This window comes from Rhodoferax sp., assembly GCF_011391645.1.
Lineage (GTDB): Bacteria > Pseudomonadota > Gammaproteobacteria > Burkholderiales > Burkholderiaceae_C > Rhodoferax.
Window position 1 is genome coordinate 1 of sequence record NZ_JAABQC010000053.1, and the last position, 17,808, is coordinate 17,808.

General features: G+C 60.8%; 17 protein-coding genes and 1 pseudogene. 15 read left to right on the forward strand and 3 right to left on the reverse strand.

The window, feature by feature from the left end:
- Positions 1–1,703 (reverse strand): glyoxylate carboligase (gene gcl, locus GPS82_RS08265; protein WP_296493222.1); only part of this gene is annotated, 1,703 nt, incomplete at its 3' end.
- A gap of 138 nt (positions 1,704–1,841) precedes the next feature.
- On the opposite strand from gcl, the gene GPS82_RS08270 reads away from it, so the two are divergent.
- A complete protein-coding gene (locus GPS82_RS08270) occupies positions 1,842–2,750 on the forward strand; it encodes a LysR family transcriptional regulator (protein WP_296493223.1) in 909 nt (302 codons plus the stop codon).
- An 8-nt stretch (positions 2,751–2,758) separates the two neighbouring features.
- Here GPS82_RS08270 and GPS82_RS08275 read toward each other — a convergent pair whose 3' ends face one another.
- Positions 2,759–3,646: a LysR substrate-binding domain-containing protein gene (locus GPS82_RS08275; RefSeq protein ID WP_296493225.1), complete on the reverse strand. Its 888-nt coding sequence runs from the start codon at positions 3,644–3,646 to the stop codon at positions 2,759–2,761.
- 53 nt (positions 3,647–3,699) lie between these two features.
- Here GPS82_RS08275 and asd point away from each other — a divergent pair, with 53 nt between their 5' ends.
- Positions 3,700–4,545 carry an archaetidylserine decarboxylase gene (gene asd / locus GPS82_RS08280; RefSeq protein WP_296493227.1) on the forward strand — a complete coding sequence of 282 codons (846 nt, stop codon included), beginning with the start codon at positions 3,700–3,702 and terminating at the stop codon, positions 4,543–4,545.
- A 46-nt stretch (positions 4,546–4,591) separates the two neighbouring features.
- Positions 4,592–5,572, forward strand: coding sequence for a transporter (locus tag GPS82_RS08285; RefSeq protein ID WP_296493229.1), 981 nt, complete (start codon positions 4,592–4,594; stop codon positions 5,570–5,572).
- Position 5,573: 1 nt separating this feature from the next.
- Here the strand turns inward: GPS82_RS08285 and purU are convergent, their stop codons facing one another.
- On the reverse strand, positions 5,574–6,422 hold the full coding sequence (purU, locus tag GPS82_RS08290; RefSeq protein WP_296493239.1) for a formyltetrahydrofolate deformylase: 849 nt from the start codon (positions 6,420–6,422) through the stop codon (positions 5,574–5,576).
- Positions 6,423–6,472: 50 nt separating this feature from the next.
- Between purU and GPS82_RS08295 the strand changes: the two genes are divergently transcribed.
- The 12 genes and pseudogenes from GPS82_RS08295 to GPS82_RS08350 all read left to right on the forward strand — a co-directional run.
- Positions 6,473–6,808: a nucleotide pyrophosphohydrolase gene (locus tag GPS82_RS08295; protein ID WP_296493241.1), complete on the forward strand. Its 336-nt coding sequence runs from the start codon at positions 6,473–6,475 to the stop codon at positions 6,806–6,808.
- A 7-nt stretch (positions 6,809–6,815) separates the two neighbouring features.
- Positions 6,816–7,700, forward strand: a complete 885-nt coding sequence (gene dapF / locus GPS82_RS08300) for a diaminopimelate epimerase (RefSeq protein WP_296493244.1) — start codon at positions 6,816–6,818, stop codon at positions 7,698–7,700.
- A 5-nt stretch (positions 7,701–7,705) separates the two neighbouring features.
- On the forward strand, positions 7,706–8,407 hold the full coding sequence (locus GPS82_RS08305) for a DUF484 family protein (protein ID WP_296493246.1): 702 nt from the start codon (positions 7,706–7,708) through the stop codon (positions 8,405–8,407).
- A gap of 125 nt (positions 8,408–8,532) precedes the next feature.
- Positions 8,533–9,546 carry a tyrosine recombinase XerC gene (locus GPS82_RS08310; protein WP_296493248.1) on the forward strand — a complete coding sequence of 338 codons (1,014 nt, stop codon included), beginning with the start codon at positions 8,533–8,535 and terminating at the stop codon, positions 9,544–9,546.
- A 33-nt stretch (positions 9,547–9,579) separates the two neighbouring features.
- Positions 9,580–9,891, forward strand: coding sequence for a hypothetical protein (locus GPS82_RS08315; protein ID WP_296493250.1), 312 nt, complete (start codon positions 9,580–9,582; stop codon positions 9,889–9,891).
- Entirely contained in the window at positions 9,888–11,069 is a 1,182-nt protein-coding gene (locus GPS82_RS08320; RefSeq protein ID WP_296493252.1) for a class I SAM-dependent rRNA methyltransferase, read from the forward strand. The genes GPS82_RS08315 and GPS82_RS08320 overlap by 4 nt, the downstream gene beginning before the upstream one ends.
- Before the next feature lie 49 nt (positions 11,070–11,118).
- The gene (locus tag GPS82_RS08325) at positions 11,119–12,174 is read left to right on the forward strand and encodes a GTP-binding protein (protein WP_296493254.1); all 1,056 of its coding nucleotides are present in this window, start codon (positions 11,119–11,121) and stop codon (positions 12,172–12,174) included.
- 555 nt (positions 12,175–12,729) lie between these two features.
- Positions 12,730–13,398 (forward strand): RNA polymerase-binding protein DksA, encoded by a 669-nt coding sequence (dksA, locus tag GPS82_RS08330; protein WP_363717364.1) that lies wholly within the window; start codon positions 12,730–12,732, stop codon positions 13,396–13,398.
- Between the two features lie 36 nt (positions 13,399–13,434).
- Positions 13,435–15,090: an STAS domain-containing protein gene (locus GPS82_RS08335; RefSeq protein ID WP_296493256.1), complete on the forward strand. Its 1,656-nt coding sequence runs from the start codon at positions 13,435–13,437 to the stop codon at positions 15,088–15,090.
- Positions 15,091–15,107: 17 nt separating this feature from the next.
- Positions 15,108–15,653 carry an ATP-dependent protease subunit HslV gene (gene hslV, locus GPS82_RS08340; protein ID WP_296493258.1) on the forward strand — a complete coding sequence of 182 codons (546 nt, stop codon included), beginning with the start codon at positions 15,108–15,110 and terminating at the stop codon, positions 15,651–15,653.
- 129 nt (positions 15,654–15,782) lie between these two features.
- Positions 15,783–17,114: an ATP-dependent protease ATPase subunit HslU gene (hslU, locus tag GPS82_RS08345; protein WP_296493260.1), complete on the forward strand. Its 1,332-nt coding sequence runs from the start codon at positions 15,783–15,785 to the stop codon at positions 17,112–17,114.
- Between the two features lie 597 nt (positions 17,115–17,711).
- Positions 17,712–17,808: pseudogene (locus tag GPS82_RS08350) on the forward strand (cell division/cell wall cluster transcriptional repressor MraZ); the annotation flags it as partial.

The window sequence follows — 17,808 nt, forward strand, 5'->3', positions numbered from 1 at the left end:
TCGGTGCCCATAGCGATGTTGGTTACCTTCTCCAGAATCACCTCGACCACCACCGGCACCCGGAACTCCTGTGCCATGGCCTGCGCCTGTTTGAGGGCCGTCTGAATTTTTTCGGGATCAGTCACGCGCAGTGACTTGCAGCCCAGGCCCTGCACCACGGCCTGGTGGTCGACACCGTAGCTCTTGAGCGCCGGGTCTTCCACGTTCTGGTTCTCAAACGCCAGTTGGACGCAGTAGTCCATCTCAAAGCCGCGCTGGCTCTGGCGGATCAGGCCCAGGTAGCTGTTATTCACCAGCACATGCACATAGGGCAGGCGGAACTGCGCGCCCACAGCCAGTTCTTCAATCAGGAACTGGAAGTCGTAGTCCCCCGACAAACCCACCACGGTGCGGGTCGGGTCGGCGGCCACCACGCCCAGGGCCGCCGGAATGGTCCAACCCAGCGGGCCGGCCTGGCCGCAGTTGATCCACTGGCGCGGGCCGTACACATGCAGAAACTGGGCCCCGGCAATCTGGCTCAGGCCAATCGTGGTCACATAAATCGTGTCGCGCGGCAGTGCCTGGTTCATTTCTTCATAAACGCGCAGCGGCTTGATCGGAGTCTCGGTGAAGTGGGTCTTGCGGTGCATCAGCGTCTTGCGCTCGGTGCAGCGCCCCACCCAGTCGCCAAAACCTTTCAGCTGCCCGGCTGCCTTGCGCTCGCGCGCCACCTGCACAAATAATTCCAGCGCAATCTTGGCATCACTCACTATGCCAAGTTCTGGGTTGAACACGCGGCCAATTTGCGTCGGCTCAATGTCCACGTGCACAAAGGTGCGGCCCTTGCAATAGACCTCAGGTGAGCCGGTGTGGCGATTGGCCCAGCGGTTGCCGATGCCAATCACAAAGTCGCTGGCGAGCATGGTCGCATTGCCATAGCGGTGACTGGTTTGCAGGCCGACCATGCCGGCCATGAGCGGATGGTCATCGGGAATCGTGCCCCAGCCCATCAGCGTGGGAATCACGGGCACACCAGTCAACTCGGCAAACTCCACCAGCAAATCGCTCGCATTGGCGTTGATGATGCCGCCACCAGCCACGATCAGTGGCTTCTCGGCCGCCATCAGCATGTCGAGCGCTTTCTCAATCTGCTTGCGCGTTGCGGCCGGTTTGTAGACGGGCAGCGGTTCATAGGTGTCGATGTCGAACTCGATCTCGCCCATCTGCACATCGAACGGCAAGTCGATCAGCACCGGCCCCGGACGGCCCGAGCGCATCAGGTGAAAGGCCTGCTGGAAAGCGCGCGGCACCAGCGCAGGCTCGCGCACCGTAACGCTCCACTTGGTCACCGGCTTGGAGATGCTCTCGATGTCCACCGCCTGGAAGTCTTCCTTGTACATGCGGGCACGCGGTGCCTGGCCGGTGATGCACAAAATCGGGATGCTGTCGGCAATGGCCGAGTACAGGCCGGTGATCATGTCGGTGCCGGCCGGGCCGCTGGTGCCAATGCACACGCCGATGTTGCCGGCGGCGGCGCGGGTGTAACCCTCGGCCATGTGGGATGCGCCCTCGACATGGCGCGCCAGAATGTGCGTGATCGACTGGCGCTCACGCAGCGCCGAATACAAGGGGTTGATGGCGGCGCCGGGCACACCAAAGGCGGTTGAAATGCCTTCTTTTTCCATCACCAGCACGGCGGCCATTGCAGCTTTCATCTTTGCCATTTTTATCTCCTGTCGGGGTTGTTGATGGTTTGAAGTATGTCGCCCGGTGCGCGGTTCTGGAAGTCCGGAATGCGGCATTATGCTTATTCCCGGTTGGAATATTGCCAATGTCAGCCGGTCGTGGTCTACTCCTTCGCCATGGATCGCATTGAGGCAATTCGCCTGTTTATTCGCGTGGTGGACCTGGGCTCGTTCAGCAAGGCGGCGGCCGACCTGCGCATTGGCCAACCAGCCGCCACCAAACGCGTGGCGCAGCTGGAAAAGCAACTCGGCGCACGCCTGCTGCACCGCTCCACCCACGGCGTCACCCCAACCGAAATTGGCCTGCTGTATTACGAGAAATGCAAGCTGATCGCGCACCATGTTGAAGAGGCGCAGAGCGTGGCCGGCCTGTTGCAGTCCCAGGTGCAAGGGGTGTTGCGGGTCAGCACTTCGGTGGCTTTTGGCCGGCGCGTGCTGGTGCCCTTGCTCATGCGCTTCATGCGCGAGCACCCGCAGTTACAGATCGATCTCAACTTTGACGATCGCTACGTGAACCTGGTGGAGCAAGGCATGGACGTGGCCATCCGCATGGGCCGCCTCGAGGACTCCACGCTGGGTGCGCGCTACCTGGGCCTGAACCCCTGGGTGCTGGTGGCGTCAAGCGACTATCTGAAGGCGCACGGCACGCCCCAGGCCCCCGCTGATCTGGCGGCGCATGATGCGCTCATCTACAGCACGGTGCAGGGCGATGCGCGCTGGAACTTCACCAGCGCCAAGGGCAAGATGCTGTCGATTCCGGTCAAGGGCCCGCTGCGCTCCAACAGCCTGTCAGCGCTGCTGGCAGCCGCCCGCTCCGGCATGGGTGTGGCGGCACTGCCGCGTTATGTGGCCGAGGAATCTCTCAAGACCTCGGCAGTGACGCCGTTGCTGACTGACTGGACCCTGCCGGTGCAGGAGATTCACGCGGTGTTCAGCTCGCCCCGGCTGGTGCCGGCCAAGGTCAGCACCTTTGTGGCCTGGTTGCAGGGCGCCTTTGGCGAGGACTGGTGGAAGGGTGCGTCTTGAGGCAGCGCTCAAACCATGCTTTGCTTGAGCCAATCAGAAAAAGCCACGCATTCCCAGCGTTCCATCATGCCGGTGCGCCAGCACAGGTAATGGGCATGCGGGCTGGGCACATTGCTGGCAAATACCTCGCTGGTGCCAAGCCGAACCAGCGAACCGTTTTCCAGCCACGGCAGGGCCAGCTTGAGTCGGATCAGCGCAATGCCCATGCCGGCTGCCGCACCATCGCACATCAGGCCGACATCGTTGAACTGTGAGCCCTCCGTGGGTTCGGGCCAGTCCAGCCCGCGCGCGGCAAACCAGGTGCGCCAGGGCTCCAGCGGGCTGCGCAGCAAGCCCTCACCTTCCAGGTCTTGTGCCACGTCAAAGGGCCCGTGCTCGCGCACAAATGCCGGGGAGGCCAGCGGTGTGACATCGTCCTTGAGCAGGCAGACGTGCTCCACGTCGGCATAGCGGCCGGTGCCAAAGCGGATCATCAGGTCGGCGTCTTCAGCCACCACGTCGAGCAGTGGAATCGAGATTTGCAGGGTCAGGTCAATCTCGGGGTAGGCTTCGGTGAACTGGCGCAGGCGTGGGATCAATATGGATCGGGCAAAGGTCGGCGTGACAGCCAGACGCAACTTGCGCTTGCCCGGCAGCGCCGCCGAACTGGGAAACCTTTGCAGCATGGTCAGACCGTCGCGCACATGTGCCAGGTACTCAACCCCTTCAATGGTGAGGGAAAAATCGGCCCGGCCAAACAGCTTGGTGCCAATGATTTGCTCCAACTGCTTGACGCGGTGGCTCACGGCGCTGGGCGTGACGCAGAGTTCTTCGGCGGTTTGCGTGACGCTGCGCAGGCGCGCCAGCGCCTCAAACGTCAGCAGGCATTGAATGGGGGGGATGCGGGCGGTGGACATCGCGTGATTGTGGCAGGCGCTAGGCTGAAAGCACTGCGTAGAATCCCTCCCTTATGACTGACCGCACCGCCGTACTCGCCCAATACCTCATCCCCAAGCAGGCCGTCACTTTGTTGGCCGGACGCATCGCGCGGGCGCAGGGGCGCGCGCTCACCACCCGCCTGATTACCTGGTTTGTGCAGCGCTACCATGTCAATATGGCAGAGGCGGCCAACCCGGATGTGGCCAGCTATGCCACGTTCAACGATTTTTTCACCCGCGCCCTCAAAGAAGGTGCCAGGCCGCTGGCGCGCAGCGCGCTGATTTGCCCGGTCGATGGCGCCATCAGCCAGTTTGGCAGCATCGAGGGCCAGCAGATTTTCCAGGCCAAGGGCCACCACTACAGCAGCACCGCGCTCGTTGGCGGCGATGCCGCATTGGCTGCGCAGTTTGACGACGGCCACTTTGCCACGCTGTACCTGAGTCCGCGCGACTACCACCGCATCCACATGCCCTGCGCGGGCCGACTCACGCGCATGATCTATGTGCCGGGCGACCTGTTTTCGGTCAACCCCGCCACCGCGCGCGGTGTGCCGGGGCTGTTCGCCCGCAACGAGCGGGTGGTGTGTGTGTTTGACGGCGAGCGCGGGCCGTTTGTGCTGGTGCTGGTGGGTGCCACCATTGTGGGCAGTATGGCGACCACCTGGCACGGTGGGGTCAATGCGCCGCGTCCAGGGCGTTTGAGCGAGTGGCGTTATGACAGTGAGACCATCACATTCAGGCAGGGTGATGAGATGGGCCGCTTTTTGCTAGGTTCCACGGTGGTGATGCTGTTCCCGCAGGGACCGCTCAACTTCAATCCGATCTGGCAACCCGGTGGCGCCATTCGGCTGGGCGAGGTGATGGCGCAGGGCGTTTGACCGGAAGACGTCGCATCAGGATTGTTCCTCTTTGGATAAGGCCAATATGCAACATCAAAAATTCATGGGAAATTCTGTGACATGCCGTTCCTTTTTGCTGAACACCTTCATCCCGACAAAAGCAGCCGTGACCACCGCACTCGCTGTTTGCGGGCTCGTGGCGGGCGCGACGGTACGTGCCCAAAGCATCGAGCCCAGGTCCTACTCCAATGTGCCGGTGGGGGTGAACTTTCTGGTCGTCGGTTATGCCCGAACTCAGGGCGGCCTTGCGTTCGACTCCTCGCTCCCCCTCACAGATCCTGATCTTGCAACATCCACCGCGGTCACTGGTTACGTGAGGTCGCTGGATTTGTGGGGCAAGTCTGGCAAGTTCGATGTCATCGTGCCCTACACCTGGTTGTCAGGTTCGGCGCTCTACCTGGGCAGTCCTGTCGGGCGCGAGGTCAACGGATTCGGCGACGCCTCGTTTCGACTGTCGATGAATTTTTACGGTGCGCCAGCGCTGTCGCTGCCCGCGTTCAGGGCGTACCAGCAGGATCTGATCGTTGGCGGGAGCCTTCAGATCTCGGCGCCAACCGGTCAGTACGACCCTGCCAAACTGGTCAACATCGGTACCAACCGATGGTCCATCAAGCCGGAGATCGGGGCCTCGAAGGCGCTGGGCCCGTGGACGATTGAAGGCGCGGCGGCCGTGACGCTGTTCACGACCAACGACGATTTCTTCAATGGCAAACGGCGCTCCCAGGATCCAGTCTATGCGTTGCGGGCGCACGCCATTTACAACTTCAAGGGCGGAATCTGGGGCTCTGCGGATGCCACCTATTTTGCTGGCGGGCGCACCACGCTTAATGGCGCGCAGGGCGTCGACCTGCAACAGAACTGGCGCCTGGGTGGGACGCTGGCGTTTCCGGTCGATCTCCAGAACTCGGTCAAGCTCTACGCCAGCACAGGGGTGTCTGCCCGCACCGGCAACAGTTATGACCTGCTCGGACTCGCGTGGCAGTATCGGTGGGGCGGCGGCCTTTGACCTACTTGAAAATCACCGTTCTGTGACCGTTGATCAGCACCCGGTGCTCGCTGTGCCATTTCACGGCGCGGGCCAGCACCTGGCTCTCGGTGTCGCGGCCCAGCGCCGTCAAGTCTTCCACCGTTTTGCTGTGGTCAACACGGGCCACGTCCTGCTCGATGATCGGGCCCTCGTCCAGGTCGGCGGTGACATAGTGGGCGGTGGCGCCGATCAGCTTGACGCCCCGGTCATGCGCCTGGTAATAGGGCTTGGCGCCCTTGAAGCTGGGCAAAAACGAGTGGTGAATGTTGATGGCGCGGCCGCTGAGCTTGCGGCACAGGTCATCTGACAAGATCTGCATGTAGCGCGCCAGCACCACCAGTTCGGCGCCTTCGGCTTCGATGATCTCGATCTGCTTGGCTTCCACCTGCGCTTTGGTGGCGGCAGTCACCGGCAGGTGGTGAAACGGCACGTTGTAGCTGGCCGCCAGTTGGTAAAACTCGCGGTGGTTGGAGATGATGGCGCAAATCTCCAGCGGCAGCAGGCCACTTTTCCAGCGAAACAGCAGGTCGTTGAGGCAATGGCCTTCCTTGCTGACCATGATCACAGTGCGCATGGCTTGCGCCTGGGCGTGCAATTTCCATTGCATCTGGAACGGTGCGGCGAAATCGGTCAGTTGGGCTTTGAGCGCGTCAAAGCCGTGCTCGGCGCAGGCAAATTGCACGCGCATGAAAAACAGGCCGGTGTCGTTGTCGTTGAACTGAGCGGCTTCTTCGATGTTGCCGCTGCGCTCCAGCAAAAAGCCTGAAACGGCGTGCACCAGCCCGAGGCGGTCGGGGCAAGACAGGGTGAGGGTATAAACAGGATGCATAGGGGCGGTATTGTCGCAGCCTTGTTTGATCACTCTCCGGGGAAAGCCAAATGGATATCCAGGCATTGCAACAAGCATTGCGTGATTTTGCCGCCGCCCGCAACTGGCAGCCATTTCATACACCCAAGAATCTCAGCACGGCGCTGATGGTGGAGGCCGCCGAACTGGCCGAGATCTTCCAGTGGATGACCGCTGAGGAATCCCTGGCCGCGCGGCTCGACGCCGCCACCAAAGAGCGTATTGCCGACGAGGTGGCCGATGTGCTGCTCTATTTGCTGCAAGTGGCCGACCAGTGCGCCATCGATATTCCGGGCGCCGTGGCCAGCAAACTGGTCAAGAATGCCGTCAAACATCCGGTGCCTGGCGTGGCGCCGCCGCATGGATAATTAAGCCATGCGAATCCCCTTTACCAAAATGCAAGGCGCCGGCAACGACTTTGTGGTGCTCGATGAGACCCAAAGCCGCTTTGGCCTGAGTACCGCGCAGTACCGTTGGCTGGCTGACCGTCACTTTGGTGTGGGCGCTGACCAAATTCTGACGGTGCGCCCGTCGCCCGCGCCGGGCATTGACTTCGAGTATGTCATTCACAACGCCGATGGTGCCGAGGTGGAGCAGTGCGGCAATGGCGCGCGGTGTTTCGCCCGCTTTGTGCGCGATGCCGGCTTGACCCAGAAGGACGCGATCCGCGTGCAAACCCGGGGCGGGGTGATTGAGCCGGTGCTAAACCCCGATGGCCGCGTCACGGTCAACATGGGCGCACCGGTGTTTGACCCTGAGCGCATTCCGTTCGCGCCCGGTCAGGTGTCGGCCCAGCCCATCGGTTCCTGGCAGCAATGGCCGCTGGTGCTTGCCACGCCGGCACAAGGCACGGTGGTGCTGGTGGCGGTGCTGTCGATGGGCAACCCGCACGCGGTGCAACTGGTGGACGATGTGGATGTCGCGCCGGTGTTGCAGTTGGGCCCCTTGGTCGAGCACCACCCGTTTTTTCCGAACCGGGTCAATGCCGGCTTCATGCAGGTGATAAACCGCCAGCAGATTCGCCTGCGGGTGTTTGAGCGCGGCGCCGGGGAGACATTGGCCTGCGGCTCGGGCGCTTGCGCCGCGGTGGTGGCAGGCATCAGGCTCGGCTTGCTCGACGGGCAGGTCGATGTGCACACCCACGGAGGCGTGCTCACCATTGGCTGGGCTGGCGGCTCCGCGCCTGTCATGATGACGGGACCGGCCACCACTGTCTTTCATGGCACCTTTGAACTTCCCGACAACTTATCCAGCGATTGATCACCATGCCCAACACAACTTTTCCCAGCGCCATCAGCAACCCGATCACCGAAGATGACATCGCCAATTACCTGGCCAACACACCTGATTTTTTTGAGCGCCATGCCGAAATGCTGGCGGCGGTGCAGTTGACCAGTCCGCACAGCCAGCGCGCCGTGAGCCTGCAGGAGCGCCAGGCCAACATGTTGCGTGAAAAAATCAAGATGCTGGAGCAGCGCATCATGGAGATGATTCGCAATGTGAATGAGAACATGCTGCTGTCAGACAAGCTGCTGCACTGGGCGCGCACGCTGTTTTTGAACACTGATCCCGCTGCCTTGCCTGACCTGATGGCAGACGAACTGGCGGACCAGTTTGCCGTGCCACAGGTGGGCATCAAGGTCTGGGGAGTCGATGCCGCCTATGCCGATGCGGCTTTTGCGCAGGGTGTCAGCGAAGATACCAGAATATTTGCCAGCTCATTGATTGAGCCATTTTGCGGTGTCAACAGCGGACTTGAGGTGGTGAATTGGCTGCCTGAGCCCAAGGCGGCCGCCTCGCTGGCGATTCTGCCGCTGCGTGCCGGTCCGATTGGCAGCACCGCGCCGGCGTTTGGCCTGCTGGTGCTGGCCTCGCCCGACGCGCAGCGCTTCAACAGCACCATGGGGACCGACTTTTTGGCGCGGATTGCCGTGCTGGCCAGTGCCGCGCTGGCGCCACTGCGTTGACACAGCGCATGAACCTTGTGGCCCCGACCGCCATCGGCCCGAGGGCGGGCCTCCTGCAAAATCACCGGGATCGTCGTAGCCGCGGCGCCATCGCCGCGATGGTCTGCGGTTCGTGAAAGCGAAGCATGGTCATCCGTGAAACCATCAATGACCCGGCGGTGACTTCGCCCCCGGAGCCACTGGTTCAACGTTATCTGGACCATGTGCGCTTTGAGAAGCGGCTGGCTGAGCGCACCGTGGCGCTCTACACGCTGGACCTGGAAAAACTGGCGGTTTATGCGGCGCAGGCGGGTGTCGGTTTGACCGCAGTTGAGTCCGGTCATATCCGGCGCTGGGTGGCGCAAATGCACAGCCGGGGCCGCAGCGGGCGTGGCATCGCACTGATTTTGTCGGGCTGGCGCGGGTTTTACACCTGGCTGGGGCGCGAAGGTCTGGTGATCTCAAACCCGGTGCTTGACGTGCGCTCGCCCAAGACCGCCAAACCCTTGCCCAAGGCCTTGAGCGTGGATGACGCCGTGCAAATGGCAAGTTTTGCCGGCACCCAAAACGATCCCTGGCTCGAAGCGCGTGACGCGGCCATGGTCGAACTGCTCTACGGTGGCGGCCTGCGGGTGGGCGAGTTGACCGGGCTCGACGTGTATGCCAGCGATGCTGCCCGCGGTTGGGTCGATTTGCAGGCGGGTGAGGCGCATGTGCTGGGCAAGGGCAGCAAGCGGCGCATCGTGCCGGTGGGCGCCAAGGCAGTGCAGGCACTGGAGGCTTGGCTGCAGGTGCGCAACCGGGCCTTGCCCGCATTGGCGGGGTCGGCTGTGAAGGGCGCGACGCCCCATGCGGCATTGTTCATTGGCCGCAACGGCACGCGGCTCACCTCGCAGTCGATCTGGCAGCGCGTGCGCCAGCGCAGTATGCAGGCCGGGCTGGCCGCACCGGTGCATCCGCACATGCTGCGGCACTCGTTCGCCAGCCATGTGCTGCAGTCAAGCAGCGATCTGCGCGGCGTGCAGGAACTGCTCGGTCATGCCAACATCAGCACCACGCAGGTTTACACCCGGCTCGACTTCCAGCACCTGGCCCGGGCCTATGATGCTGCGCATCCGCGTGCCCGCATCAAGACCGGTGGTTCGGGTGGTTCAAAATAGCGATTGCTGACAATTTTTCTCAAAAGGTGACTTATGCAAAAACAGATTAACGTGGTGCTGGACAAAGGCGTCGAATTTTCTTTTCATGTGCCTGACGGCACGCCGCTGGCGCACGACGCCGCGCGTGCCTGGCTGGATCACCAGTTCACGGCCCTCGACTGCGAGCCCCTGCGCGCCAGTGGCAAAGTGCTGACTGCCGACAAGGTGCTGGTGGTGACGCAGGCTGCGGGCGCGGCGCTGCTGGGCGATGCCAAGTGGTCGGCTGACTATGTGGCGGCGGTCAGTGCGGCTCTGGGCAAACCGATGATTCAGGTTGATGTGCCAGCCATGGCGATCACCTATTGAAATCCATTCGCCTGCGCGCCGGCAAAGAGCGCTCGCTGCTGCGCCGCCACCCCTGGATTTTTGAATCGGCCATTGCCAAAGGCGCGGCCGATACTGGTGAAACCGTGCGTGTTGAAGGTGATCAGGGCCAGTTTCTGGGTTGGGCGGCTTTCAGTCCGGCCTCCAAAATTCGCGCCCGGGTCTGGAGCTTTGACGAGGCGCAGCGCATTGATGCGGCGTTTTTCACCGCTGCCTGCGCCCGCGCCGTCAAGGCCAGAGCCCGCTTTGACATCCACAGCAGCGCCATGCGACTGGTGCACGGCGAGTCGGACGGCCTGCCCGGGCTGATTGTCGACCGCTATGGCGACACGCTGGTGGCGCAGTTCACCTCAAGCGGCGTGGAACGTTGGAAAGACGTCATTGCCGATGCGCTGCTGGCCGCCACCGGCCTTGCCAAGCTTTATGAGCGAAGCGACGCCAGCAGCCGGGCGCTGGAAGGCTTGCCCGAGGCCAAAGGTTGGCTGCGCGGCCAGGGCGAAGTGGAACTTGTGCTGCAAGAACACGACTGGCAATTGGCGGTCAACATTGCCGATGGTCACAAAACCGGTTTCTATCTGGACCAGCGCGACAGCCGCAAGCGTTTTGCCGACTATGCACGTCGCCTCAATTTTGAGCGCGTGCTCAACTGCTATTGTTATACCGGCGGTTTCACGGTGGCGGCGCTGAACGGCGGCGCGGCGCATGTGACGTCCATCGACTCTTCTGGGCCGGCGCTGGAAAAAGCCGCCGCCAATGTCGCCTTGAATGGCTTTGCCGCCAACCGCGCCACCTTCATGGATGCCGACGTCAATGCCTCTTTGCGCCTGTTTGTTGAGCAGGGCCGCAGTTTTGACGCCATCGTGCTCGATCCACCCAAATTTGCCCCCACTGTGGCCCATGCCGAGCGCGCGGCGCGTGCCTACAAGGATATCAACCGGCTGGCGTTCAAGCTGTTGGAGCCGGGTGGCGTGCTGTTTACCTACAGTTGTTCGGGCGGCATCAGCGCTGATCTGTTTCACAAGATTGTGGCCTCGGCGGGATGCGACGCGGGTGTGGATGGCTACATCCATGAGCGCATGGGTGGCGCACCCGACCACCCCATGACGGTCAATTTCCCTGAAGGCGAATACCTTAAGGGTTTGGTGGTGATGCGCAAATGAGCTTCCGGCCCGGGGTCGTTACACTCGCACCCTTTGAATCTGCCCCGCTATGAGCCTTATTCCTGCCACCATCCTCACCGGTTTTCTCGGCTCCGGTAAAACCACGCTGCTCAAACGTGTGTTGTCCGAGGCCCACGGCCAGAAGATTGCCATCATCGAAAACGAGTTTGGCGAAGAAAACATCGACAACGACATTCTGGTGACCGACTCCAAAGAGCAGATCATCCAGATGAGCAATGGCTGCATTTGCTGCACCATTCGCGAGGACCTGCGCGAGGCGCTGCAACTGCTGGCCGCCAAAAAGCGCCAGGGCCTGCTCGACTTCGACCGGGTGGTGATCGAAACCACCGGCCTGGCCGACCCCGGCCCGGTGGCGCAGACCTTTTTCATGGACGACGAGATTGCCGAGAGCTATCTGCTCGACTCGATCCTGACACTGGTCGATGCCAAACACGCCAACCAGCAACTCGATGACCGCCAGGAAGCGCGCCGTCAGGTGGGTTTTGCCGACCAGATTTTCATCAGCAAGACTGATTTGGTCTCGCCTGAGGAAACGGCCGACCTGATGCACCGCCTGAAACACATGAACCCGCGCGCACCCCAAAAGGCCGTGCATTTTGGCGAGGTGGCGCTGAGCGAGGTGTTCGACCTGCGCGGCTTCAACCTCAATACCAAGCTCGACATCGACCCGGACTTCCTCAAGGAAGAAGACGCTCATGCCGGGCACGACCACGCCCATCACGACCACGCGGATGGCGAACATTGCGACCACCCCTCGCACCAGCACGGCCACCACCACGCCCATGACGACGACGTGAAAAGCTTCGTGTTTCGCTCGGAGCGCGCGTTCGACCCGGCCAAACTGGAAGACTTTCTGGGTGCCGTCGTCAATATCTACGGACCGCGCATGTTGCGCTACAAAGGCGTGCTGTACATGCAGGGCACAGACCGCAAGGTAATTTTCCAGGGCGTGCACCAGTTGATGGGCAGCGACCTGGGCCCGGCATGGGCCCAAGGCGAGGCGCGCTGTAGCAAAATGGTGTTCATTGGCATTGACCTCCCCAAAGACATCTTTCTGCAGGGTATGGAGCAAAGCCTGGTTTGATCATCATCTTTAACCCAGTGCGGAGGTGCGATGTTTGTCTCGATTTTGCAACTGATGGGCTTTGCCCCGGCCAAGCCTGTACACTCGCGCGCCGAAGACAAGCCCTTGCCTGGTGTTGCCAGCGAGTCGCATCAGAAAAGCGCCGTTAACAAAGTGGAGGCCGCGGCCCCCGCCCAAACTGTTCAGGATAAATCCGCCAGGAGGTCTCCAGTGAAAGCTCAAGCTGCCAAAACCAAAGCGACTGCCAAGTCAGCCGCAGTTCCCGTCAAGCCCGCAAAGCCAGTGAAGCCCGTTGCGGCAGCCAAACCTGCCAAGGCAGTTCCGCCAGCAAAGCCTGCCAGGGATAACAAGCCTGTCAAGGCCGCGCCCCACGTCGACACCAAGACGCCTGTCAAGCCGAAAAAAATGATCGAATCGACAGCCGTCGCACAGGCGCCGATGAAAAAGGTTAAAGCCAGCTCCCCGCCTGTGAGCAAGCAAGTTTTAACCGTCCCCAAGAAAAAACCGCAAGAAGTGACTACCCAAGCCCCTGTATCCCCAAAAAGTGCCGCCCCAGTGGCCACTGCAAAACCTGCGGTCAAACCGGCGCCACCTGCCACCCAGATGACGTCCTCCGGTGTGCCGGTGCGCACCGGGCGACCCTCCTCGCGGCTGGCCCAGCTGACGGTGCCGTCCATGGCGCAAACCGTGGCGTCAACGGCCGCCAAGTCCAGCTTCACCCAAATGGCCAGTGTCGTTCCCATTGTTTCGCCACTGGCTTCATCGGTCAAAAAAGACAAGAAGCTGGCCAACAACTGGAAAACCAAGCCGGTCGAAGCCCTGACCAATGATGAAGTGCTGGCGATGCCCGATGAGGCCTACATGAATGACACGCAGCTGGCGTTTTTCCGGTCTAAATTGGTGATTTTGAAAAACGACATCCTCAGCAGCGCCGGCCAGACCACCGAGCATCTGCGCGAAGACACAGTGGTGGTGCCTGATCCGGCCGACCGGGCCACGATCGAAGAAGAGCACGCCCTCGAATTGCGAACCCGTGACCGCGAAAGAAAGCTGCTCAAGAAGATTGAGCAGTCGATCACGCGCATTGATGCGGGCGATTATGGCTACTGCGACGAAACCGGCGAGGCCATCGGCGTGGGCCGCCTGCTGGCCCGGCCAACGGCCACGCTGTCGCTGGAAGCCCAGCAGCGCCGTGAGCTCAAACAAAAAATGTTTGGCGACTGAGATCCGCTGACGCTCGTCGGTGTCGGTGACAGACCTATGGCAACAATTCCAACTGGCGCTGGACTATTTTCCAAGGTTGCCAAGTTTGTCCGCAATCCCAATGTGCATTGGGGTGATCTGGACAAAGTCGGGCGTGAGCCTGGGGTCGCCACCGAGCCAAATCCGGCGCAAAGCCGGCAAACGCTCAAGGACATGATTGAGCGCAAGCGTCATGAAGACGCTGTCCGCAAGCAGGAGTTCGACAATTTGCGTCAATTGCAGCGCGCCACGCCGCACGTCAAACCTGAAGTTGTTGACGAGTCGAACCTGTCGGACAGCCCCACAGATGCCACTGATCTGGATGACCGGGCGTTGACCATTCGCAAAATTGACGAAATTGAAGCGCTGATGTCCAAACAGTGGTGGAAAGCGCAACCGCCGCCCTTGCCTGATGCCATGCCTGCAGCGCGCGATGTTGCGCAAGAGACCCGCCAGGTCAATGGCGAGAGTTTTTTTGCATCAACCGTGATGAAAGGCGACCTGATCGATTTTGACGACATTCCAACCCAGGTCGGGCAGGCTCCCTCAGCGCCATCCAAGCCTGGCTCGCAACCGGGTGAGCCAGCATCGCAGGAAGGTTGGCCGCGTCAGTTGGTTGAAGGCAGTGGGTTCGATTCGTCCAAATTGTTTGCCGCAGAGATGGCAGACAACCTGTCCGACCCTGACCTGGAAGAGGCTGCCGTGCGCTTTGCGAATGGCGACGATGCTGGAGCCGAAGCTGTTTTGCTGGCCGCGTTAAGGGGCCAGCCGGTGCTCAGCGATGTGGCGCAAGCCCAGGCCGAGGCCCTGTTTGATTTTTACCGGAGCTTGGGTCAGCAAGCCAATTTTGAACGTGAAGCCTTGAGCTACGCGAAACAATTCTGGTGCCCGGCGCCCGTCTGGATGCTCCCCGCCAGCGCGCAGGCCGGCTCGGTCCCGGCCTCGGTCTGGCATTGCCCGGCGCAGTTGGAGCCGCAAGCGCTGGCTCAGCTCCCCAGTCATTTGCCCGCCGGGCAAGGCCTGTCGCTGGACTGGACTGGTCTGGAGGTGATCACCGAGCCGGCAGCCCGGAGTCTGGCAATGCTGATGGCTGACTGGAGCGGTGAGGAGGGTTACCTATACTTCGAGGGCGAGCAGGTGTTGGAGCAGGTTTTGCGTGAGGCAACGCCCAGAGGCGAGCGTCAGACGGCGCTGTTCTGGTGGGTGTTGCGGATGGATCTGCTGCGTATTTTGCGGCGACCGGATGAGTTCGAAATGGCTGCCTTTGACTATTGCATCACCTACGAGGCTGCCCCCAGCCCGTGGCGGGAGGCAAGCTGTGAACTGTTGCAGGCGCCGCCTATGGTCACGGCCAAACCACCGGCCACGGAAAATACAGACACGCTGTCTGCCGGCACCGTGGCGCTTGAGTTGACGGGCGAACTGGTGGGGGACGCCGCGCAAGGTTTGAACCTTTTGAATGATGCCAGCCCACAGGCCCGGGTGCTGACAATTTCTTGCACCCAACTGGTCCGGGTCGACTTTTCTGCCGCCGGTGTCATTCTCAATTGGACCGCCCAAAGGCAGACCGGCGGCTGCCAGATCGAATTCAGGGATGTTCCGCCCCTGGTCGCATCATTCTTTAATTTGATTGGTATCAATCAGCATGCGCAAGTGGACACGCGAACGCACTAGTCAACACAGGATTTCTTATGGAGCAATTTCACGGCACCACCATCATCAGTGTGCGCCGCAAAACGCCTCAGGGCATGCAGGTCGCCATCGGTGGCGATGGTCAGGTGACCTTGGGCAATATCGTCGTCAAGGGCACGGCGCGCAAGGTGCGCAAGCTCTACCACGGCAAGGTGCTGGCTGGTTTTGCCGGTGCCACGGCCGATGCCTTCACGCTGTTTGAGCGCTTTGAGGCCAAACTCGAAAAACACCAGGGGCATCTGGTGCGCGCCGCCATCGAACTGACCAAGGACTGGCGCACCGACCGTGTGTTGCGTCGCCTGGAAGCCATGCTGGCGGTGGCCGACCTCGAGGCATCGCTGATCATCACCGGCAATGGCGACGTGCTGGAACCTGAAAACGGTATTGTGGCCATCGGCTCGGGTGGCGCCTACGCGCAGGCCGCGGCCATTGCCCTGCTCAACCACACCGACCTGTCGGCGACCGACATGGTCAAGAAATCGCTGGAGATTGCCGGTGAGATTTGCATCTACACCAACATGAATCACACCATCGAAAGCCTTTAATACCATGTGGGTCAGATCAATAATTGCATAGCAATTTTGCTCTGACCCCTTCATTTTGGCGGATGTCCTCAACTGATCGTCAGATGTCCACTTTCCGGAACAATCTCAATTGAACAGATCAAAACAACCATGTCCTCCCTCACCCCCCAGGAAATCGTCTCCGAACTCGACAAACACATCGTCGGTCAGCAGCAGGCCAAGCGCGCGGTGGCCATTGCCTTGCGCAACCGCTGGCGCCGCCAGCAGGTGGGCCTTGACCTGCGCAGCGAGATCACGCCCAAAAACATCCTGATGATCGGCCCCACGGGCGTGGGCAAGACCGAAATCGCGCGCCGTCTGGCGCGCCTGGCTGATGCCCCGTTCATCAAGGTCGAGGCCACCAAGTTCACCGAGGTGGGTTACGTCGGCAAAGACGTCGATGCCATCATTCGTGACCTGGCCGATATTGCGGTCAAGCAAACGCGCCAGGCCGAGACCAAAAAGGTGCGCGAGCGCGCCCAGGATGCCGCTGAAGAGCGGGTGCTCGACATACTGATTCCCATGCCCAGACAGGAGTTTGGCGTGGTGCAGGGCAATGAGCCTGAGAGCACCGCGCGCCAGACCTTTCGCAAAAAGTTGCGCGAGGGCCAGCTCGATGACCGTGACATTGAGCTCGACGTGGCCCAGACTGCGCCGCAGTTGGAGATCATGGGGCCGGCCGGCATGGAAGAAATGACCGAGCAATTGCGCGGCATGTTTGGTCAGATGAATCAGAACAAAACGCAAAAGCGCAAACTCAAGATTGCCGAAGCGCTCAAGCTGCTGGTCGAAGAAGAAGCCGCCAAGCTGGTCAACGAGGACGAGATCAAAACCCAGGCGCTGCAGATGCTGGAGCAAAACGGCATTGTTTTCATCGACGAGATCGACAAGGTGACCTCGCGCTCGGAAGGCAGCGGCGCCGAGGTTTCGCGCCAGGGCGTGCAGCGCGACCTGCTACCGCTTGTCGAAGGCACCACCGTGTCGACCAAGTACGGCATGGTCAAAACCGACCATATATTGTTCATTGCCTCGGGTGCGTTCCATTTGAGCAAGCCCAGCGACCTGATTCCCGAACTGCAGGGCCGTTTTCCGATCCGGGTCGAGTTGCAGTCGCTCTCGGTCGCAGATTTTGTGGCGATCCTGACCCAAACCACAGCCTCTCTGGTCAAGCAGTACCAGGCGCTGCTGGCGACCGAGCAGGTGACGGTTGAGTTTTCGGAGGCCGGCATCGGGCGGCTGGCGCAGATTGCCTTTGATGTGAACGAGCGCACTGAAAACATCGGCGCACGCCGCCTGTCCACCGTGATGGAGCGCCTGCTTGACGAGGTCAGCTTTGACGCCACCAATTTGTCAGGACAGACCGTGCAGATTGACGCTGCTTACGTCGATGCGCGCCTGGCGGAGCTCAGCCAAAACGAGGATTTGAGCCGGTATATCCTGTAACTTTGCGGGTCAGACCACTCGCGCAGCGACGTGCTCTGACCCCAACTGATCAGGGGTGTCCTTGCGGGACAGACCAAGATTTGCGTAGCAAATTTGCTCTGTCCTCAACTGATTAGGATTCAGACCACTCGCTCAGCGACGTGCTCTGACCCCAACACTTCGTCGGATGCGCTCGCCCTGGGTGGAAGCGGGCAGGATACTGGGGCCTGCCTCATGCGCGCTTCGCTTTGCGAAATCGGCAATCCCCAATACCCTGCCCGCTGCCACATGCGCTCTGCGTGTTTGACACCCAAGACAAGGCCGGCGGGCAGCAGTCGTCGATTTTGGTTTGGGCAACACAGTTGCTGTTTCGGTCTATCCCCGTTTCCTCACGCATCACATTCATTTAGAACGCTAAGTGCTTCATTTTGAACGATTTTCACCTGAATTCAGGTTTTAAATCGTCTCTAAGTCTTTGATTTCATTGTAAAAATTTATTGAAAAGTGGTTTGCGCGCGCAGTTTTTGCTGCTACAGTGCAAAAAAGTGCAATTTAGTGGTGAATTGTGCTTTTCAACCACCATTTCCAGTTCGTTCTGCAATTCAAAGGCCAGCTATCGTGTTTCAAGGGGCTTCCTCATTAAGTCTTGATGCAAAGGGTCGGCTGTCGGTGCCAACCCGGCATCGTGACGTTTTGAGTGCGACAGCGGCGGGAC